Raw genomic sequence first — 20,966 nt, forward strand, 5'->3', positions numbered from 1 at the left:
GGTAACGGTTGACCAAACCAAACCGAAAGTGAGATGTACCCCGTGGATTCATTGCGAAAGCTTATACAAGACATCTTTGAACAGAATTCGCTGATTACAGCGACCTGGAGCCAGCTGCGCAGACGGGACAATGTCTCGTATACCAAAGTGCAAGTCAAGCCGGTGACACTGAAGAATCAGCTGCATTATCAATTTGCATTTCATTATAACAACAAAGTGCTGCACGAGAATTTGACTCCGGCTGAAGCGGCTGAGCGCATGACTTTGTTATGCGAAGAGACGTTTCGTCAAGGGCTGCTCTGTACGACCGAGGCAGACTATCAAATTTTGATCAGCAAAAAATATAAAGTATCCATTCTGACCAAATCTGCTTCCAAAACTGCGGTGGATCTGTCGCATAATCGCAAAAAGCAATATGTATTGGAAGAAGGCGTACCTGTATCGTTCCTCGTTGAACTTGGTATTATGAACGAAGAAGGTCGTGTGCTGGCTCGTAAGTATGACAAGTTCAGACAGATTAACCGTTTCCTCGAAATGGTGCAGGATGTTATTCCGCATCTGCCTGAGGGACGTCCACTGACCATCGTTGATTTTGGTTGCGGCAAGTCTTATCTGACATTTGCGTTATATCATTATCTGTCTGTACAACAACGTCGTTCACTCAAGATTATTGGGTTGGACTTAAAGGCAGATGTAATTGAACACTGTAATGATCTGGCTAATCGATTGCATTATGGCGATCTGAAGTTTCTGGTTGGAGACATCGCGGACTACGATGAATTAAATGAAGTGGATATGGTTGTCACGCTGCATGCCTGTGATACAGCTACCGATGCTGCTTTGGAGAAGGCAGTTCGTTGGGGGGCTTCTGTTATTCTGTCTGTTCCTTGCTGTCAGCATGAACTGTTTGACCAAGTAGAGGCTTCCGTGATGAATCCGTTGTTGTCCCATGGTATTCTCAAGGAACGTTTTTCCGCACTGGCTACGGATGGGATTCGTGCCAAGTTGCTTGATCTAATGGGATACAAAACACAATTGCTTGAATTCATCGATATGGAGAATACGCCTAAAAACATATTGATTCGTGCTGTTCGTGGTCAGGCCGGCGAAGTGACGGAGATGTGGAATGAATATACGGCTTTCCGTGATTTCATTCATGCCGATCCATATTTGGAGCGGGCTTGTGCCGATTTGCTTCCTGGCGATGGCAAGCAGGCCAACGGGAAATCAAATTCGAGCAAAGAAAACGTTCAAGATTCCGCAAATTGCGACCTTTGCTGAGTGTGCCAATGCCAATTCAGGGGCATACTGCAACTAGGGTACCTGAATGTAAAATGATATTCAATGCACATACTTCGTAGCAAGCAACACCATAACTGTCAGATGTATATCAGGCAGAAGGACCCATTATCGGGATCTTCTGTCTTTTTGTTATGCATATGTAGCGGTGGAAGGAAGGAGGGTGGATAAGGATGAAGAATAGGACAATGCATAAGGGAGTTGTAAGGTATAAACGAGGGTATACGGCGAATGAGGAAATGATGGAACAGGTGTCTGACGGGTCTCACCATGTAAATGGTACAGAATATGTAGATAACAGGGACTTATGTAATGGGGACAGTAAGGGCAGTAGAGACAGTACATATAATAGGGAAGATACATACAACAAAGATGATACGTATAAAAAAGATGATACGTATAAAAAAGATGATAAAAATAATCCAAATGGAGCTATTCAGACCGATGCGTCAGGGAGTTTTTCTCAAATTTTGAGGTGTAAACGTTATTCAGGATCTGGGTGGACTGTTGGGTTGGGCATACTCTCCATTGTCTTGCTGCTTGCAGGATGTCTGAGTCGGGGACTGTACTATTCGGCTGATCTGTATCCGGTCATTCTGATCGCAGCAGGAAGTACTTTGATCATGATTGTGCTATTTCTTGTCGGTATTCGTCTAGAGAAAGAGCAAGAGCAGGAGCAAGGAAGAAAACAAGTACCTCTGTCACCGGTACATTGGCTAGGGAACAATGAACGAATGGTTTGGCGAATGATTCGAATCCAGGGAATATTGCGGGTGTTGTGGCCGCTGGGGATGATGACATGTTTTGGGGTACATGCGTGGGCAGGCTCGGTGAGTAAACAGGGCAGCATGGATGAGTTGCTGCGGTGGAGCCTGCTTGGGATGTTTACTCTGCTCACTGCAATACTGGCTACGCGCACGGATGGTGCGCGTTGGTTAACCTGCGGTTGGCAGATGGCAGGCGGCTTGCTTGTGCTAAGCGGCATCCTTGCCGTGTGCGGGATATTGCCGCTGCCTTACGGGGTGATGCGGACTGCTGACCCCGAGATCAGTTCCGCCGGAGCAAGGCTCGGCGGATTATTGCAGTACCCTAATGCGTACGGTGCCATTGTTGGCATGTACGCATTGGAGCGGCTGACAGCCGCCGCGCGAGTCATAGCCCGGCCTGTGCCGGCCGGGCGACTCATCGCGGCAGTGCTGCCGCTCATGCCCGCGCAAGCCGCGCTCCTGCTGAGCGAGTCGCGCGGCGCTTGGCTGGCGACCGGCTGCGCCGCGGTCGCCGCCTTTGCTTTGCAGCGGCGCGGTGCCCGCCTGCCGCTGCTGCTGGCCATGGCCGCGCCACTGGCGTGCGCGGCCTGGCTGTACCGCCAGCTGGCTGCTGCCCAGCTGGCGCCTGCACCCGTGCCCGGCCTGCTGGCACTGGCCGGGGCATGGGCAGCTGCGCTGCTCGGCACGCTGCTGCTGTGCCGTCTATGGCACAGCGGCGCCGCCAAGGCTCCGCGCGCCGCTGCCCTGACGGCCATCGTGCTGGCGGGAGCCGCCGCCGCACTGATGGCCGTGGCCTCCACCGCCGATCGCCTCGCGGCGGGTGTCGGCACTGGGGTGTCCCGCCTACAGATGTGGCGGGACGCCCACCAGCTGTGGACCGAGGCCGCATGGCTCGGCCACGGGGGAGACACATGGCGCAACATGTTCCGCGCCATTCAATCCTCGCCTTATGTTGGAGGCGAGGTCCACAACGGCCTGCTCGATCTCGCCCTGGACACGGGCATGATCGGCATCGTGCTTGTCGCAGGGTGGTTTCTCCTCACCCTGCGAAGCATCTTTCATTTTGCACGGCAGCTCATGCCATCCGTGCTTGTTTTTGTCCTGCATGGGGCGATGGACTTTGACTGGAGCTTCACATTATTTTGGATGCTCTTCATCTGGCTCGGTGCTTGGGCAACTGCATTGAAGACGGAAACAGAGGGGGTCCAGCGATCCGGCGGAACTGTGGAATATACTCCCATCAGATCCGAATTGGGATCTAAATTGAGATCTAAATCCAGATCTCTTTTCTTGCGATATTTACCAACCCAATCCCACCCATCAGCTGTCCCGATGCGTTCCTTCTTTCATATTTTTCAGCGAGTAACTGCTCGGCTAATAAGGGTATCCACAGTGATGATCATCCTTTTCTGGATTGGTGGAACAGTGTGGCTGACCTCCCGATACACTGTAGCAGAAGTGCAGTACCGTCAGGCGATGTCTGAACCGGATGGCACTCCAGCACAGAAGGTGCATCTTATGGCTGCCCTTCAGTATAACCCGAATCGATCGGATATCGTGATATCCCTTGCACGATCTCTTCCGGGACGAGAAGTAGAATCACTCCTTTTAAACAGCTTGTCCCATTTCCGGATGCACCCTCAGATTTACATTGAACTGGGACGATTGGCAGCACAATTCGGCGAAGGACAGCAGGCTGGAGAATATTTTGAACAAGCGATTGCATTGAATCGGTATGATGGCATTGGCCAATCCGTGGCTTTGTATTGGATGGAGCAGGCAGCGCGGCGGGAATGGAAGGCAGGATTCACGGATCGAGCCCGACAGACTGCCGCCGCTGGTGTCCAGATGTATGAACGGTATCAACTGCTGGCTGAGGAAGTGGAAGCAGGAAACGTTCGCAATGATCGTCGTTTTGTATTGGAGGAACATGCTCCAGGCTATGGAGAGAACCTGCGCAGGATTGCTTCGGCTTCTTTTCCTTCGTTTACTCCAGAATTGACCAAGCGGAGTCCTTGAATCACTGCTGGATCTTGATGCTTACCCAAGCGATATAATAAGGGATGTCAACGTCTAAAAAGTCTGGGAGTCCAAGCTGGCTGCTCCTGGTTGATAGGTATGCGATTTTCTAAGGAATACAGGATGTCTTATTTGACCTTTAGCTTCTCCTTTTAAATTGTAAGGAACATCAGACACGTTATTTCCGGAAATTCCCTAACAAAAACCCTATAAAAGTCCAAAAATTCCGATATAACGTGTCTCAGATTCCTTAGATTTCTAAGAGTGCTTCAAATCCTTGAATAAGACACCTCAGATTCGTTACCGCTCATGGGCTTGAGCTTGAGCTTGAGTATGAGCATGAGCATGAAAATATACTCTCCGCTTATGTTCATGCTCCCCGTCGTGGTCGACTCCATGCTCTGCTTCGATCCGCAAGCCAGAGCACGACCGAATTCCGCCTGGAGCGGAGCTTTACATCGGAAGGGAGAAATTCGCATTTATGATTGTCTCTATCGCTTGCTCGTACGTGAAAGACGCATTAATATCACACGTTAAGGACACAGTGCCCTTGCCTGTTTCTAACATGTTCAGATTCCCTTCAGATTCGCTTCAACTTTGCTGCCTCTTTCAGTAGGTTTGAAGACTCAGCTACCTGCCACATTCCTCCATATCTACAGACGATAACCGCCAAATGCGTGCTGAAACGCCTCTTTTAATGGTTCAACATCTACTTCCCACATCGCGGCGATCTCTGCACTGACATCTGCGTTCCACCATTCACATAATTTCTTGCGGTTGTCGCGATTCTCCCCAATCCAGAGCAGATTTGTGATCACCTTACCGTAATAATAATCTTCCGCCTGTTTCATCCGTTCGGGAGAGACATATACTTTTAGCCTTTTGGCTGTCCGGTATAATTCCTTGCTGCATGCCCGGCGAATTCCTCTGGCGGAAGGAAGGTTTTGACCAGATTGCTTATGTTTGACCGGCGGAGAACCGGGTATTGACTTGTATGACATCTTCTCACGCTCCTCTCCCCATACCATATGCGGACTGCTGCGAACGGGACACTATCACAACCTCGTGAAGTAGCAACGTCCACAGCCCTGTGATAAAATAGGGACGAACATCCATGGTGCGGAGGGGCACCGCCAATCAGGATGGAGAAAGAGGGTTGAGATGGACTTTATTCATAACCTTGTCAGCCAATTGTTCGATTGGATTCAAAGTCTTGGATACTTTGGAATCATGCTTGGATTAATGATGGAAATCATCCCGAGCGAAATTGTGTTGGCGTATGGAGGTTTTCTCGTATCACAAGGAAATATCAACTTCTTCGGTGCTATGATTTTTGGTACGGTGGGCGGTGTGATTGCCCAGTTATTTATTTACTGGATTGGCCGTTATGGCGGCAGACCTATACTTGAACGCTACGGTAAATACATACTCATCCAGAAAAAACACATCGACCATTCCGAAGAGTGGTTCCGTAAGTATGGTACAGGTGTCATTTTCACGGCGCGTTTTGTTCCGGTGGTAAGACATGCAATCTCCATCCCGGCTGGCATCACGAAAATGCACGCAGGAAAATTCATCTTGCTTACTACACTCGCTGTTATACCTTGGACTGCATTGTTTATATATTTAGGGATGATTCTTGGAGATCAATGGAAGCACATTGATGAGAAAGCGGCACCATATGTTATGCCTATTTTGCTTGTCGCTCTCGCCCTTATGATCGTTTATGTACTTATTAAATGGATGAATGCTCGCAAAAAGAAAGGAAGTGTCTAGTCATGGGTAAACCCAACTTGTCTCACAAATTCGGTAAAGGTCTGCCACCGAAGGATTTTATCGAGAGTATGACCAAGAACCAAAGTGAATTCCAAGCCAACTACGATAGCTTTACTTGGTCGAATGAAGAGGATCGTGAGTTCTTTGAGAGTCTGAACCATCGCGATGATCTGCGTGTGTTAATTCTGGCTGCGGACTGGTGCGGTGATGTTGTCCGTAATATTCCGGTTGTGTTCCAGGCGCTTGAAATCTCAGGAATCCCAACAGAAGTTCTGATTATGGAGAACCATCCGGAAGTGATGGATGAATTCCTGACGATGGGTGGCCGCTCCGTGCCAGTCGTTATTTTTGCAGATACAGGTGGCCATGTGTTGGGTCAGTGGGGACCTCGTCCGCAGCATGTACAGGAAGTTATGATTGAATTCAAACGCCTTAATCCGGATCGTGAAGCAGCAGATTACCAAGAAAATTTGGCTGTAGCGCGTCAAGAGATAGGTAAACGTTATGGGGAAGGAACGGAGTCACATGCGGCCATTATCCGTGAGCTGCGTGAACTGATTTCGGGTTACTAAGCCGATATGCTTAACATTCGCACGTTTTCACTAGGCCCGCTTCAGACCAATGCGTATCTCTTACAAGGAGATGATTCGGGTAAAGCCGTCATTATAGACCCGGGCATGAATCCAGGGCCGCTGCTCAAGGCGATCCAAGACCTGGAGATTGAAGCCATTCTTCTCACTCATGCTCACTTTGATCATATGGGTGGGGTCGATGAGATCCGTAAATTGAAGGGATGTCCCGTTTATCTTCATGATTTGGAGAGTGACTGGCTCACAACCCCGAAATTAAATGGATCTTTGAATTGGCAGGCGACACCACCACTTTCGACAGATCCTGCTGAATATGCCATGGACGAAGGGCAGAAGCTGAGTCTGATTGGACATACGTTTAAAGTGTTCCATACACCTGGACATTCACCAGGCAGTGTAAGTTTGCTTTGTGATAACGACCTGTTTGCCGGTGATGTGCTGTTCCGCATGGGCGTGGGCAGAACGGACCTGACAGGAGGGCGTGAACGGGATCTGATTGATTCAATCCAGAACAAGCTTTACACCTTTGCTGATGAAGTGAAAGTATATCCAGGTCATGGTCCCAAAACGACCATTGGTTATGAGAAACAGAACAATCCTTACGTGTCCGCAAGATAATCCGACAGGATATGTGAAGAAAGTCTGGACAAGTGACAACTTTTTCATTAGAATAGCAATTAGTTGTTACAAGCGTTAAGGCATCATCTAACTGAAGCGTTACCAAGAAACACCCAACCTCGCGAAGCACGCAGACTGTGGTCTATACCCGGTTTGCGTTCTTTTTTTGTTTTCAGCCCTTTTTATCACAGAATTAGCCTTTTTTACGCTACATAGAGATGCAAGATGTGCCCCATCACAAGCCAGTTTGAGACCAATACCAAGTTAGCAGCAAGTACAGATTGTTTTAGAAAAAAAGAATTTAAGAAAATATTATATAAGTTGAACTAATCATCTACACAAAAACGGAGAGGACAGAAAAAAACTGAAAAAGCGAAGCTACAAGCTTTCTGCAAGAAAAGCTACTTCGAAAGCATACACTTCGCCTAAAAGCTTTCTGAAAGAAAGCTGCATCGGAAGCATATGCTATCCCCGGATTTTCCCTTTAAGAAAAGGGAATCAAAAAATCTGGGGATAACAGCGATTGGAAGGTTGTTCTGTCATCGTAGTGTCAGTGTAAATAATCTTTAGTTCAAATTATATAGATCATGAGAGCGGGGAATATCAAAGTGGAGAAAACAAGAGTTATTCCGTTGAATCAGCGTGTCGAGTATCCGATCATTGAAGAAAACCGTCGCATATTGGAAAGTGGGAAAAGAGAAACAGGTACTGAGCGAGCTTTAATACATAACCCTAGCGTGACCAATGAAGTGGTGAAGTCTCAGCAGAATATATGGGCAAGCCGTGTTTTAAGAAACGGAGCCCGCAACCAACCGTGGTTCGACAAGCTGCAAGATTACCGGAATCAAGTCTGATTGCCCGGGAAATTGTCGGGTTTAATTTTTTTTTGATTTCATTGAACGTTTTTGTGGAGCCTGTCGTATTAACTCCAGATTGAACGGAAAGCAGGTGATTTCATGATAAAGGCAGCTGAGCTGGAAGAGGTACGCAGAGCAGTATCGGGAGACGATAGCGCACTCGCAGCGTTGTTGCAACGTTACTACACGTTTGTGTATAAGTATCTTGTCAAAGTTACGATGGACGCTAACCTCGCAGAAGAGACGGTGCAGGATACGATGATTCGTTGCATGGAAAATATCCATCGATATGACGGCACGTCTGCCTTTTCATCATGGATGATCACCATTGCGACCCGCATCTATATCGATAAGACAAGACGTAAGAAGAGAGAACAGAACTGGCTTGCTCTCATCCGGGATCAGGCTGTACGTCGATTCCGCTGGCAGCTTGAGACTCGGAATGAAGAATGGACAGATGTCATGGATGCGATGACAAGACTGACACCCGAACATCGTGTTGCAGTGCTACTGAAGCATTATTATGGATACGGGTATGACGAGATCGGGGAAATGCTGGGTATTCCTGCCGGAACGGTGAAGTCACGCACAGCTTATGGTCTCCGTCAGTTAAGAAAGGAGCTGGAATAAGGATGAGCAGATCAGATGATGCACAAGAACAAGAAGTTGTAGAACGATTGCAGCAACACATGAAAGTGCTGGATGATGCTTTTGAGCCGACAAGTATTCCTTCCTTGGGTTCACTTGAAGCTCAAGTCAGGGAACGTAAACAGATTAGACGTCGAGCCAATTGGATCGAGATGATATGTTTCTGGTTGGTTGGATTGTTTGCCATTACCTTTGGGGCATTATTTTTCGTATCTGCTCCAGCTCTATATCTGGGAATCCAGGCTCTTGGTACAGCTGTTGCGGTGATTTTGGCTGTGATCTGGGCCGGACGACGCCGGAAGGAGGTTCATCATGAATAAAATGCATTATTCATTGGATGAGATTTCTCCACTGTGGCTTACATTGCTTGGCATTTTTCTTCTGGTTCAGGGCACATGGATCTTTCAGGACGCACGCAGACGGGGACGTTTCCCTTGGTTATGGGGATTATGGGGAATCACAGGATTTCCCACGCCGCTCATTATATACTGGTTTGTCGCGATTCGATCACAGCGCAAGCCAGGTGCACGGAATCCGAAATAACATCATTTTAAAAATGGAAAAAAAGATTTTGCACAAATATGTTGTTTAATTCTAGTATTCCTAGACATCGTTATTCTTTTCTAGTAGACTATACAAATAAATATTAATGATAGACTACCAGGAGGTTAGACGATGCTGCGATTAGGAGAGAAGGTTGTCATCGTCGCGGATGCGTTTGAGCAGAATCTTCCTGTGGGGGAATATGGTTTCATCATCGCTTATGACCGGAATCCGGACAATGCGTTCGATTACGTGCTTCGAGTGCCGCAGGTAAACCGGAACTTTTTTGTTCCATCCGGCGACGTCGATCTGGAAGAGGTTCTGCTGAAGCAGGAAGCTGAGCGGGTCGAGCGAGAAGCGTTGATAGATTACGCCCTTGCGACACACAATGAGAAGCTGTTTCATCATCTGATGAACGGAGATTTTCAAGCTGTGGAAGAGGAAGAGGAAACCGCGAACGATGTTATGTCACAGGCGGATTTTATAAAGCAGGTTAATCTGCGTGCATGGATTTAGAATTTTAAGAGTCGGCTGATGCCGGCTCTTTTTTGTTTTATAAGTTTGATTTTAGCTTCCCGGAAGCCTGTCAGGTCATTTGCATTGAATTGTCGAACTATCTCACCTATAATGAAAAAAGTTATCTTGAGACTTTAGCCCGTTAAACGAGCGATTCGTTTCAGGTCGTTTCGGGAATCAGAACGAATGAAGGAGGCATCCGCTAATGAGTATTTCGAATAATGACGTTCAGCATGTGGCCAAGCTGGCCCGGCTCAACTTGACTGCTGAAGAAGAACAGACCCTGACAGGTCAGCTGAACGCGATTTTAAAATATGCAGAAAAGCTGAATGAGCTGGATACAGAAGACATTGAGCCCACCACTCACGTTCTGCACGTAAGCAATGTTATGCGTGAAGATGAGACCAAAGAAAGCCTGACTATTGAACAGGTGATGCGCAATGCACCGGAAGAAGAAGACGGGCAGTTTAAAGTGCCTGCTGTAATGGAATAACGGATAACCGGAAGGAGGACAAAAACTGTGAGTTTATTTGAACAATCGTTGCCTGAGTTACATAACAAGCTGCATGCCAAAGAGCTGTCGGTCAGCGATTTGGTGGATCAGGCGTATCAGAACATTGGCGCGCATGATGATAAAGTTAAGGCATATTTGGCACTGGATGAAGAACAAGCACGCGCTCGTGCACGTCAACTGGATGACCGTCTGGTTAGCGGCGAGGAGAAAGGTTTGCTTTTTGGTCTGCCTGTAGGTATTAAGGATAACATCGTTACGAACGGACTACGCACGACGTGTGGTAGCCAATTCCTTCGTAATTTCGACCCGGTATATGACGCGACAGTTGTCGAGAAATTGAAAGCTGCGGACACCGTAACTATTGGTAAACTTAACATGGACGAATTCGCCATGGGCGGCTCCAATGAGAATTCAAGTTTCTCCCCTGTACGTAATCCATGGGCACTGGATCGTGTTCCAGGAGGTTCCAGCGGTGGTTCTGCAGCAGCTGTGGCTGCGGGAGAAGCGTACTTCACGCTTGGATCAGATACAGGTGGCTCCATCAGACAGCCTGCTTCGTATTGCGGTGTTGTTGGATTGAAGCCAACGTACGGACTTGTTTCCCGCTTTGGTCTGGTTGCATTTGCTTCATCCCTGGATCAGATCGGACCTTTGACGAAAAATGTTGAAGATTCTGCTTATGTATTGCAAGCTATTGCTGGTTATGACGCCAAAGATTCGACATCTGCAAAAGTAGAGATTCCGGATTATTTGAGCGGACTGACAGGTGATGTTAAAGGGCTTCGCATTGCTGTTCCGAAGGAATACATCGGTGAAGGCGTAGATCCACAAGTGAAAGAGACAGTACTGTCTGCATTGAAAGTTCTCGAAGGGCTCGGTGCGACATGGGAAGAAGTATCCCTTCCGCATACCGAATATGCGGTGGCTACGTATTACCTGCTGGCATCTTCAGAGGCTTCTTCCAACTTGGCTCGATTTGATGGCGTGCGTTATGGCGTACGTGCTGACAATCCGGATAACTTGCTGGATCTGTATCATCAGTCCCGCAGTCAAGGCTTTGGTCCCGAAGTGAAACGTCGTATCATGCTTGGAACGTATGCGCTCAGCTCGGGTTACTATGATGCCTATTATCTGAAAGCACAGAAGGTACGTACATTGATCAAACAGGATTTCGACAATGTATTTGCCAAATATGATGTGATTATTGGACCAACTGCGCCAACTACGGCGTTCAAACTGGGTTCACAGGTGGATGATCCACTTACAATGTATCTAAACGATATTTTGACGATTCCTGTCAATCTGGCTGGTGTACCTGCCGTTAGTATTCCATGTGGATTCTCGGATGGATTGCCTGTCGGCCTGCAGATTATCGGTAAAGCCTTTGATGAAACAACCGTATTGCGTGTAGCGCATGCGTTTGAACAAAATACAGAATTCCACAAGCAGCGTCCGCAGCTGTAGACTGCCCGGAACGGAGGAATATAGAAATGTCCGCATCTAAATATGAAACGGTCGTTGGACTTGAAGTCCACGTGGAGTTGCATACCAACTCCAAAATTTTCTGCGGCTGCTCCACAGCTTTTGGAGCTCCGCCGAACACGCATACCTGCCCGGTCTGTCTCGGACATCCGGGCGTACTGCCAGTACTGAATCGTCAGGCGGTAGACTACGCGATGAAGGCAGCGATGGCCCTGAATTGTACGATTGCTGATGTCAGCAAGTTTGACCGTAAAAACTACTTTTACCCCGATTCACCAAAAGCTTATCAGATCTCGCAATTCGATCAACCAATCGGTGAGAACGGCTGGATTGATATCGAAGTGAATGGTGAAACGAAACGAATCGGCATTACACGTCTTCACTTGGAAGAAGATGCAGGGAAGCTTACCCATATCGATGGCGGATACGCGTCTTTGGTGGACTTTAACCGTGTTGGTACTCCACTTGTGGAGATTGTATCCGAACCTGAGATTTCTTCTCCGGAAGAGGCACGTGCGTATCTTGAAAAAATGCGTGCAATCATGCAGTACTGTGATGTGTCGGACGTGAAGATGGAAGAAGGATCACTGCGTTGTGACGCCAACATCAGTTTGCGTCCACATGGACAGGAGAAGCTGGGAACAAGAGCCGAGCTGAAGAACATGAACTCCTTCCGTGGTGTTCAGCGTGGTCTGGAATATGAACAATACCGTCAGGCTGAGATCCTGGATGATGGCGGTGAAGTGGTTCAGGAGACGCGTCGCTGGGACGAAGCTCAAGGGAAAACACTGTCGATGCGTGGTAAGGAACAGGCGCATGACTATCGTTATTTCCCGGACCCGGATCTGGTGAATTTGCATATTGACGAAGCCTGGAAAGAGCGGATCAGAGCTACCATACCGGAGCTTCCAGACGAGCGCAAGGCGCGTTACACGGCTGATTACGGATTGCCTAGTTATGATGCAGAGGTTATCACCTCCTCCAAAGCTGTGGCAGATCTTTTTGAAGATAGTCTGAAATACACTCAGGATGCGAAGTCCGTATCCAACTGGATCATGGGCGACTTGCTGGGTTACCTGAATACGAGCAACCTTGAAGTGACTCAAGTTCCACTGACAGGTCAAGGCTTGGGTGAGATGATTGGCCTGCTTGAGAAGGGCACAATCAACAGCAAAATCGCCAAAACGGTATTCAAGGAAATGCTGGAGAGCGGCAAGCTTCCACAGCAGATCGTTGAAGAGAAGGGTCTTGTGCAGATTAGTGATGAAGGCGCCATTCTTGCCATCGTTGAGCAGGTTGTAGCGAATAATCCTCAATCCGTGGAAGACTATAAAGCTGGTAAACAAAAAGCCATTGGCTTCCTTGTTGGTCAGGTTATGAAAGAAAGTAAAGGCAAGGCGAATCCCGCTCTAGCCAACCAACTGCTTGCAGATGTACTGAACCGCTAATCCTTCCGGTGAGGCCGGACAGAAAGAGGCTCGTCCCTGTGACAGCCTCTTTTTGGTATTGATAGATACAAATGTATTTCGGACGGGGGAACGGATATGAACATTCAACCATTGTCACTGAGTGATCTGGAGACGTTGGGACAGTTATGGAGACTACAACATGTGGCCTATCGATTGGAAGCCGAAATCATCGGATTTCAGGAGATCCCTCCTTTGATGGATACGATGGAGACACTTCGGGATTGTGGAGAGAGTTTTTATGGTTGTATCCATGATGACGGAGAGCTTATCGGGGCTGTCGCTGTAGCGGAGGAAGAGGAGAATACACTGACCATTACACGAATGATGGTGCACCCGGATCACTTTCGCAAGGGAATTGCGGCATCTTTGATGACGTATGTGTTGGAACAGCATGCGGATCTTCCGCGTTATATCGTCTCCACAGGAACGTTGAATCAACCCGCAGTGAATCTGTACACCAAATTTGGTTTTAATCCCGTGGAGGTCACACAGATTGCACCTGGAGTGGAATTAACGACTTTTCACAAGAATAAACTTTAATAATATTAACAACTTGAGGAGGAATACCGACTTTGGGCGATCCCTGGTTCATTGATGAGTGGCACATTTTATTACGATTATTGCTGGCTATGCTGCTTGGAGGGCTCGTAGGCCTGGAGCGGGAACGGTCCAATCATGCTGCCGGTTTGCGTACCCATATCCTGGTATGTCTTGGCTCTGCACTGATTATGATGTTGTCTGTTTATGGCTTTAAAGATTTTGCTAATGAATTAAATGTAAGGATTGATCCAGCCCGTCTGGCTACTGCTGTAATTACTGGTGTCGGATTCCTGGGAGCAGGGACAATTCTCTTCACGGGAAAATCCATTACCGGACTGACTACAGCTGCCTCAATCTGGGTTGTTGCAGCCATTGGGCTCGCAGCAGGTGCGGGATTCTTTTTTGCCTCTATCGTATCCACCGTTCTGGTATTGCTTAATCTCTGGGTATTTAACAAATTAGAGCTAAGGTATCTACGAGGGAACAAACTACATGTTGTTACACTTCATACCTTGTCAGAACCCGGTTTTCTCGAACAACTGTCTTCATGTATGGAGCAGGAGAAGATCAAAATTCGTAAAATTACCGTGAATGAACAAGACTTGGCTTATGCAGAGATGGTGTCGGTTGAACGTAAAATTGAGATTGTGTTACATGTTCAGGTACCGCATGATTTCCAAACGGTAGGCTTGGTATCCAAGTTAAGACAATGGGAACACGTTACCAAGGTGTCGATCGAATAATGAATTACAACCCTCCCCAGGCCAGTAGTGCCGGAGGGTTTTTGGTCATATCCATATTTCTTCCAGTTACTCTCCTTGCTCTTTAGGGTACTATCTAACCAAATGCATGAAGAGCGGAAGGTCAGATCAGAAGAGAGGAGTATGTTATGAAACGGAGACGTCAATTGAACCAAAAGACTCGTACAGTTCAGACCAAACCGGTCAGAAATCGGACTCACAAGTTTATTGCGGGATTACTGAGTGCCATTATTCCTGGTCTGGGTCATATTTATCTGAGATTGTACATGAGGGGTTTGACCTTTATGCTGCTTGTTTTGCTTGATCTGTCAGCAGTGTTGTACTTCTCATCTATTGGTATACAGTTCAATGTGCCATTGCTCATCTTGCTGGCTTTGTGTATTCCGGTTATTTACTTTTACAATGTATATGATGTGTTGCAATCTGCAGATTGGGTCATGATGCGCAGACGTAGAGCCGTAACCCAGGCAACTTCGGACAAGCCGATATCCAATGAACGTTCTACACGAGATGCAATGATGGTCTGGGAGAGAGGCATATCGTTTGGATTACTTCTGATTGTGGGAGGGTCTTTGATGGTGCTGTTTTTCCGCAAACCACGTTGGTTTCAAGAGCTTCTCGCCATGTACGGCGGATATTCATTTGCGGTTCTCATGATCGTAGGCGGTTTGCTTCTGTTTGGTCGTGAGTTCTGGGTGATGTTGAACAAGAAAAAAATGTAGTGGAAACGATACAAGGAGGGAACGTGATGAACCGTAAAGTCCGGGTTGGCCGCTATACGGCTGCCGCCTTAATCATAGCGGTCGGTGTGCTGTTGATTTTGGATAAACGGTGGGGAACTGACTATGTGTATGAGATGGTGGATTGGTGGCCATTTTTGCTCGTTGTTTTAGGTGTTGAATATATTGTGCTGTTCCTGTGGACACGCAGAAGAAACAAGGTGCAATCGGATAACCCTAGCAATCCTGATGAGCAAATCAAAGTACGTTTCAGACCCGATGCCAAAGGCATTCTAACCTCATTGATTTTGGCAGCTTCCGTATTTATCGTCACCGAGCAGGATCACTACATGCACTTGTGGAATAGAGTGAGTCTAAATCTCGGAGCGGCATCCATGGACTACAGTCAAGCGGCAGGATACATGGAGGATAAGGGCACGATTCGTGTACCTGTTCGCATGGATACGTCAGATCTTGTGGTCGAAGGTGTTAACGGAGATATCTCGGTACAACGCGGAGATACGGATGAGATTGAAGTACGAACGGTGATCTGGGTAGATCAGACGACGGAAGTACAGGCAAAGGCCGTTGCAGCAGCCTCTTTTGTAGAGGCCGATGGTACAAAAGTAATTTATATCAAAGCTACAGGCAAGACGTATGGAGACAATGAAAAAACGCAGCCACGTATGAATCTTACCATTACGATCCCGGATGATCGTCGTTTTAATCTGGATATTCGAACTTCCAATGGAGCCATATTATTAAACCGTCCGGAAGCCATTAGTACCATACTGGCCGAAACGGGTAACGGACGTATCCGGATTACCAATGCTGTTGGAGATATCTCCGGGAAAACGTTGAACGGGGATGTCATTGTAGCCAACGCCATTGGTAATGTCGATCTGGACAGTAACCGTGGAGACATGAAGGCTCGCGGTATTTCCGGCGATGTAGATCTTGCTACACAAGTGGGAAGTATCAGTATTGCGGACTCCGTTGGTGAATTCATCGCAGAGACACGCAACGGTAATATTACGCTGGATGGAGCCAATCTGGGAATCAAAGCCCAATCGCTTAATGGCAGTATTAACATTGTATCTACCAAAGTCGGAGGGGACTGGGATGTGTACAGTGCGGTGGGAGCCATTAACGTATTACTTCCTGATCGTGGAGACTACAGTCTTGCGGGTTCCAGCAGTTATGGAGATCTAAGTACGGATCTGCCTTTCAAAGTAAAGAATAAAACCATAGAAGGCCAGCTCGGTGAGGGCGAGTACAGGGTGAAAATTGAAGGCAACAGTGATCTCACCATTCAGAGCAACCCGGCTGTATCTACGCCTGAAACAGTTACACCTGATTCTGAAGATACGGCTGAGAATCTGGAACAGACTACCGAGGACGGACCAAATTCCCAGCAGGATTCTACAGAGGTTCCTTGACTGCCGCGTTGACAATAAACTTGTAATCGCCGTACAATAAATGTACACTGGCAAGATTACACGGCATGAAAGATGGATTGTCGTTCTTAATGGCCGGGAATCAACTCTGAGCGAGGAGACAGTATTTTACTCTTCACCAGAGAATGAAAGGTAAGGCGGTGGGTTTTATGGCAACACGTGTCCAACATGCGTTGGAGCATCTGAAAACGACCGGTGTCCGTATTACACCCCAGCGTCATGCCATATTGAACTATCTGATGGAATCCATGGGGCATCCGACAGCCGATGAAATTTACCGAGCCCTTGAACCCCAATTTCCCAGTATGAGCGTGGCAACGGTATATAATAATTTGAAGATGTTTCTGGAAGCTGGCATGGTCCGGGAATTGACATACGGAGATAATTCAAGTCGCTTCGATGCCAATGTGACGGATCATTATCATGTTATCTGTGATCAATGCGGCAAGATTGAAGACTTCAGCTATCCTTCACTCAAAAGTGTTGAGCTTCAGGCGGAGTCTAGTACAGGATTCGAAGTACACGGTCACCGATTGGAAGTATATGGCGTTTGCAAAAGTTGCAGGGATTAAGAGAGTTGAATTACAATATTAACGTGCAGAATTCAGTATGGATTCTTCACGTTTTTTTTTTAGCATTTATGCAAAATGCTCATCTTTATAACAACTTATGCGCACATCCTTATGATCAGCATAATTAACGGAGGTAGACGTTTGGGTAGAAAAAGCAGATATACACGTCAGAAGCGACGTTCATTTTGGCCCGGTTTTCTCGGGGCTTGTCTGATCGCCGGGGGGGCTTACTGGCTTATAACGAATGTATGGTTGAACCAGACCCATGAAGACCCCGACTGGGTAGGAAGAAGCCAGCCTATTTTTGTAGATGGGCAACTGATGGATGGAGACGCTCTGGGTACAGGAGATCAACTCAAGTTGCCTGTAGATGTGCTGCAAGAAGCAATTGATGCAGGCATACGTTATGAATCAGAATCGGGAGATATCATTATTGCCTCTCCTCAGCGAGTCCTTCATATGAAAGATGGAAGCACACAAGCAGAACTTAATCACAAAGATTATCCCATGACAGTTAAGCCTGAGGTTAAGGACGGAGAAGCCTATATTCCGCTCAAACCTTTGAAAGAAGTATATGGCATAACCGTACAGGAAGATTCAGTAACAGGTGCTGTGCTGCTGATGCGTGGAGGGGACATGATACAGTATGCAGAGATTGATACGTTATCATCCAAAGCGGACAAGACTGTGCCGTTATATAAACGTGGGGGAGAATCCTCACCAATCATTGCCGATATGGAAAAGGATGCAAGGGTACGTGTATGGCAGACGGGGGATGAACAGAGTTTTGTTCAGCTCGATAATGGATATGCGGGATATGTAGATAATGATTATATTATCCTCACCGAGAAAAAGAAGGTGGACTTGCCCAAGTATACGCTGACTGCAGCAGAGAAGAAATGGCAGAATAAACCAGTAAATCTGGTTTGGGAAGCCGTGTACAATCGTCAGCCTGATGTGGGCTCTATCGGTAAAATGCCAGGTGTGAATGTGGTCAGCCCTACATGGTTTCATATTACGGATGGACAGGGCACTGTGAAAAGCAAGGGAAACCAAGCTTATGTGAACTGGGCTCACCGTTCGGGTATGGAAGTATGGGGACTCATGGATAACAGCTTTGATCCGGACGTTACAAAAGAAGCTGTAGCTTCTTACGAGACACGCACTCATATTATTGAGCAGATGTTAGAGTATGCACAGACGTATCAACTGGATGGTATCAACATCGACTTTGAGAACGTGTATACAGATGACGGGCCGAATATTACGCAGTTTGTGCGCGAGATCAAGGCGATGGCTCGTATACATGGATTGATGTTATCAATCGATGTAACACCAAAATCGAACAGTGAGATGTGGTCTGCCTTTCTGGATCGCCGTGCATTAGGTTCTTTTGCAGACTATGTTATTGTGATGGCTTATGATGAACATTGGGCGGCCAGTCCCAAGGCAGGTTCGGTAGCATCTCTGCCTTGGACCGAGGCTTCCATGAGACGCATACTTGAGGAGGATGAAGTCCCTTCTAACAAGTTGATCATGGCGGTTCCGCTCTATACCCGGATATGGACGGAAGAGACGAATGATCAGGGTGAGGTTAAAGTGTCTTCCAAAGCGGTGGGCATGAATGCCATTGTGGAGCTGATCCAAGAGAAGAAACTCAAACCTGAACTGGATCAGGCAAGTGGACAGAACTATGTGGAATATAAGGAAGACGGAGCTACCAAGAAAATATGGATCGAAGATGCCGTGTCCCTTCAGGCGCGGGTGGATTTGATTGCTTCGTTGAAGCTGGGCGGAGTAGCAGCATGGAATCGGAGTTTTGCTAATGCCTCTGCATGGGAGGTATTAAAGCAGGCTGGTTACCAGAAATAATTTACTCGAACTCAGAGTGTCTGATTGCTTTAATTTATTTTCGCTAAGCTCAAAGTTTCCCCTTGGGTACCATCATACGTGCAGTCTACCGTTTTATTGGTCGTAGAACTTATAACTTAACTTCATATTTTAGCTATTGATAACAGCAAAAAGGGCTCACTTATAAGCCAAGTCCAAAAAGGTCCGGTAAACATACCGGGCCTTTTTTGTTCTTCAATGAAATTAAGGTAAAAGACATTTAGCGGTTGGAGACCATTTTGTGCTAACCATCGGTGGGAGGAGCTTGTGTAGAAGGCGCTTTCAGTTGTTGACTGGTCATGTTGGCCTTATTAGGGTCCAGGGTGAGGATGGTATGACAGAACATACAACGATCCGTTTTGCCAAGCATTTTGGTTAACTTCCCGCATTCCGGACAGTCGACTTGTACTGCACTGGTGGAGAGCATACCCGCCCAGAAATAAATGGCTAGACTGGCCATCATGGCAATCAGGCCGATGACGAGTCCTACAGCTGCGAATACCTTGCCTGCATGTCCCCAGAAAACAATCCCGGCTGTTCCCAGTATCATTAGGCCCATACCTAGCATGGTCAGTAGTAATCCCCAAGTGCGAAAAGCATTAATTTTTGCTGATTTAAAAATCATGAAAAATGCTCCTATCGTATGAGTAGTATTGGACCTGGAAAAGAAGGAAACTTCAGTCTGGATGTAGAATTACATTATAACTGACTTGGCGCTTATCTGCCATGAAATGTATGGAGGGAATCGTGGAATTAAAGAACCTTGCTTTTTTGTCCGAACAGTCGGAAAAGACAGGGGCAGTTGGGGCTATCGCTTATTCCCACCCGGGAGAGCGATTCCACGGCTCCCTAATTCAAGATTTCGAATTATTAGTACTTGTTGTTCATAATGATGATCAATTGAAGTCGGCAGTGGGACATTACAGATATGGTGATCTTCGTTATCAGATGATCTATGCGAGCCGTCATGAATTAAAGAGTAGTGTAGTAACCGGGAATCATAATAATCTCACCCAGTGTCTGATTGAAGGTGAGATTATCTGGGAAGCGGACAGCACCTTAAGTGATTTGCGAGAAGAACTGTCTACCTTTGGGGCAGAATTGCGTGAGCAGAAGCTGCTTCATGAATTCACCAGTTTCTTGAGAATGTATGTGGAGGCCAAACGTCATATTCAGGAAGGTCATGTTGTAGACGCCTACTACAATGTATTAGAGGCTCTGGGGAACTGGGCAAGAATTGTATTGATTGAACAGGGGATATACCCGGATCATGCCGTCTGGACACATGTGCAGAATCTGGATCGCGCTTTATGGAAACTATATCAAGAGCTTACCGTAAGCTCGGAGACGCTGGAGCAGCGAGTAGAGCTTGTCCTGCTTGCCTGTGAGTTTTCCGTAATGTCCAAGATGAGTGAATGCTCAGAACTGCTGCTGCGTGTGTTAAGAAGTCGCAAGGAGCCGTGGAGCATGAATGAACTTGTTCATCATCCGCAGTTAAGATTTGTTCGAGAAGATCTGCCTTTGGTAATACGTAAGCTGGTCTTTCGTTCTATTGTAAAAGAATCGGCAGGATGGCCATCAATCGGAGGAGAGGGCCGGGAAATTCGGTATTGGATTGAGGCATAACCTTCTCCAGAGGCCTGACATTATATTGATCACATAAGGGAGGGGAAACCTTCCTTTTTTGTTTGTTTAATAATTTATAAAAAGATGTTGACTCTCATTCACGATATATGATACATTATATTTCGTTCCTCAAACGAGATTATCGCCAACAAACGATAAATTCTTCAGAGGAAAGGTTAAAAACTAAAGCTTAAAAAAAGAAATCAAAAAAAGTTCTTGACGAAAACAAACGAAATGTGTTACATTATTTAAGTCGCCGCCGAAACTTGGTTGAGACGAAAAAAGAAGTGAAACAAATCGTGT

The 20,966-nt window shown here is 46.9% G+C and carries 23 protein-coding genes; 21 read left to right on the forward strand and 2 right to left on the reverse strand.

Annotation, left to right across the window (positions count from 1 at the left end):
* Positions 1-33 precede the first annotated feature (33 nt).
* From ACDJ59_RS30665 to ACDJ59_RS30675, 3 genes are all read left to right on the forward strand, one after another.
* Positions 34-1,281 (forward strand): class I SAM-dependent methyltransferase, encoded by a 1,248-nt coding sequence (locus tag ACDJ59_RS30665; RefSeq protein WP_413407211.1) that lies wholly within the window; start codon positions 34-36, stop codon positions 1,279-1,281.
* A 191-nt stretch (positions 1,282-1,472) separates the two neighbouring features.
* Positions 1,473-4,085, forward strand: a complete 2,613-nt coding sequence (locus ACDJ59_RS30670) for an O-antigen ligase family protein (RefSeq protein WP_413407212.1) — start codon at positions 1,473-1,475, stop codon at positions 4,083-4,085.
* Positions 4,086-4,424: 339 nt separating this feature from the next.
* Entirely contained in the window at positions 4,425-4,622 is a 198-nt protein-coding gene (locus tag ACDJ59_RS30675; protein ID WP_413407213.1) for a hypothetical protein, read from the forward strand.
* A 116-nt stretch (positions 4,623-4,738) separates the two neighbouring features.
* On the opposite strand, the gene ACDJ59_RS30680 is transcribed toward ACDJ59_RS30675, so the two are convergent.
* On the reverse strand, positions 4,739-5,086 hold the full coding sequence (locus tag ACDJ59_RS30680) for a dehydrogenase (protein ID WP_413407214.1): 348 nt from the start codon (positions 5,084-5,086) through the stop codon (positions 4,739-4,741).
* A 160-nt stretch (positions 5,087-5,246) separates the two neighbouring features.
* Between ACDJ59_RS30680 and ACDJ59_RS30685 the strand changes: the two genes are divergently transcribed.
* From ACDJ59_RS30685 to ACDJ59_RS30765, 17 genes are all read left to right on the forward strand, one after another.
* Complete coding sequence (locus ACDJ59_RS30685; RefSeq protein WP_413407215.1) at positions 5,247-5,861, forward strand: DedA family protein; 615 nt, start codon at positions 5,247-5,249, stop codon at positions 5,859-5,861.
* Positions 5,862-5,863: 2 nt separating this feature from the next.
* Positions 5,864-6,433, forward strand: coding sequence for a thioredoxin family protein (locus ACDJ59_RS30690; protein WP_017692292.1), 570 nt, complete (start codon positions 5,864-5,866; stop codon positions 6,431-6,433).
* A 6-nt stretch (positions 6,434-6,439) separates the two neighbouring features.
* On the forward strand, positions 6,440-7,069 hold the full coding sequence (locus ACDJ59_RS30695; RefSeq protein ID WP_413407216.1) for an MBL fold metallo-hydrolase: 630 nt from the start codon (positions 6,440-6,442) through the stop codon (positions 7,067-7,069).
* A 587-nt stretch (positions 7,070-7,656) separates the two neighbouring features.
* Entirely contained in the window at positions 7,657-7,923 is a 267-nt protein-coding gene (locus ACDJ59_RS30700; RefSeq protein WP_413407217.1) for a hypothetical protein, read from the forward strand.
* 102 nt (positions 7,924-8,025) lie between these two features.
* Positions 8,026-8,556, forward strand: a complete 531-nt coding sequence (gene sigY / locus ACDJ59_RS30705; RefSeq protein ID WP_413407218.1) for an RNA polymerase sigma factor SigY — start codon at positions 8,026-8,028, stop codon at positions 8,554-8,556.
* Positions 8,557-8,558: 2 nt separating this feature from the next.
* Complete coding sequence (locus tag ACDJ59_RS30710; protein ID WP_413407219.1) at positions 8,559-8,894, forward strand: YxlC family protein; 336 nt, start codon at positions 8,559-8,561, stop codon at positions 8,892-8,894.
* Entirely contained in the window at positions 8,887-9,117 is a 231-nt protein-coding gene (locus ACDJ59_RS30715; protein WP_413407220.1) for a sigmaY antisigma factor component, read from the forward strand. The genes ACDJ59_RS30710 and ACDJ59_RS30715 overlap by 8 nt, the downstream gene beginning before the upstream one ends.
* 132 nt (positions 9,118-9,249) lie before the next feature.
* Positions 9,250-9,633 carry a hypothetical protein gene (locus ACDJ59_RS30720; protein ID WP_024631336.1) on the forward strand — a complete coding sequence of 128 codons (384 nt, stop codon included), beginning with the start codon at positions 9,250-9,252 and terminating at the stop codon, positions 9,631-9,633.
* Positions 9,634-9,838: 205 nt separating this feature from the next.
* The gene (gene gatC, locus ACDJ59_RS30725) at positions 9,839-10,126 is read left to right on the forward strand and encodes an Asp-tRNA(Asn)/Glu-tRNA(Gln) amidotransferase subunit GatC (RefSeq protein WP_413407221.1); all 288 of its coding nucleotides are present in this window, start codon (positions 9,839-9,841) and stop codon (positions 10,124-10,126) included.
* Between the two features lie 27 nt (positions 10,127-10,153).
* Complete coding sequence (gatA, locus tag ACDJ59_RS30730; protein WP_036667997.1) at positions 10,154-11,611, forward strand: Asp-tRNA(Asn)/Glu-tRNA(Gln) amidotransferase subunit GatA; 1,458 nt, start codon at positions 10,154-10,156, stop codon at positions 11,609-11,611.
* 26 nt (positions 11,612-11,637) lie between these two features.
* Positions 11,638-13,077: an Asp-tRNA(Asn)/Glu-tRNA(Gln) amidotransferase subunit GatB gene (gene gatB, locus ACDJ59_RS30735; RefSeq protein ID WP_036667996.1), complete on the forward strand. Its 1,440-nt coding sequence runs from the start codon at positions 11,638-11,640 to the stop codon at positions 13,075-13,077.
* A gap of 96 nt (positions 13,078-13,173) precedes the next feature.
* Entirely contained in the window at positions 13,174-13,638 is a 465-nt protein-coding gene (locus ACDJ59_RS30740) for a GNAT family N-acetyltransferase (protein ID WP_036607041.1), read from the forward strand.
* Positions 13,639-13,670: 32 nt separating this feature from the next.
* A complete protein-coding gene (locus ACDJ59_RS30745; RefSeq protein WP_017692302.1) occupies positions 13,671-14,381 on the forward strand; it encodes an MgtC/SapB family protein in 711 nt (236 codons plus the stop codon).
* 146 nt (positions 14,382-14,527) lie between these two features.
* The gene (locus ACDJ59_RS30750; protein WP_413407222.1) at positions 14,528-15,121 is read left to right on the forward strand and encodes a hypothetical protein; all 594 of its coding nucleotides are present in this window, start codon (positions 14,528-14,530) and stop codon (positions 15,119-15,121) included.
* A 26-nt stretch (positions 15,122-15,147) separates the two neighbouring features.
* Positions 15,148-16,557, forward strand: a complete 1,410-nt coding sequence (locus tag ACDJ59_RS30755; protein ID WP_413407223.1) for a DUF4097 family beta strand repeat-containing protein — start codon at positions 15,148-15,150, stop codon at positions 16,555-16,557.
* A gap of 167 nt (positions 16,558-16,724) precedes the next feature.
* Positions 16,725-17,147, forward strand: a complete 423-nt coding sequence (perR, locus tag ACDJ59_RS30760; protein ID WP_026081471.1) for a peroxide-responsive transcriptional repressor PerR — start codon at positions 16,725-16,727, stop codon at positions 17,145-17,147.
* A 141-nt stretch (positions 17,148-17,288) separates the two neighbouring features.
* Positions 17,289-19,019: a glycosyl hydrolase family 18 protein gene (locus ACDJ59_RS30765; protein WP_413407224.1), complete on the forward strand. Its 1,731-nt coding sequence runs from the start codon at positions 17,289-17,291 to the stop codon at positions 19,017-19,019.
* 262 nt (positions 19,020-19,281) lie between these two features.
* Here ACDJ59_RS30765 and ACDJ59_RS30770 read toward each other — a convergent pair whose 3' ends face one another.
* Entirely contained in the window at positions 19,282-19,662 is a 381-nt protein-coding gene (locus ACDJ59_RS30770) for a DUF2614 family zinc ribbon-containing protein (protein ID WP_017692307.1), read from the reverse strand.
* Between the two features lie 122 nt (positions 19,663-19,784).
* Here ACDJ59_RS30770 and ACDJ59_RS30775 point away from each other — a divergent pair, with 122 nt between their 5' ends.
* Positions 19,785-20,663 (forward strand): nucleotidyltransferase-like protein, encoded by an 879-nt coding sequence (locus ACDJ59_RS30775; protein WP_342357537.1) that lies wholly within the window; start codon positions 19,785-19,787, stop codon positions 20,661-20,663.
* Positions 20,664-20,966 lie beyond the last annotated feature (303 nt).

The organism is Paenibacillus amylolyticus, assembly GCF_047302515.1.
GTDB classification, from domain to species: Bacteria; Bacillota; Bacilli; order Paenibacillales; family Paenibacillaceae; genus Paenibacillus; species Paenibacillus amylolyticus_G.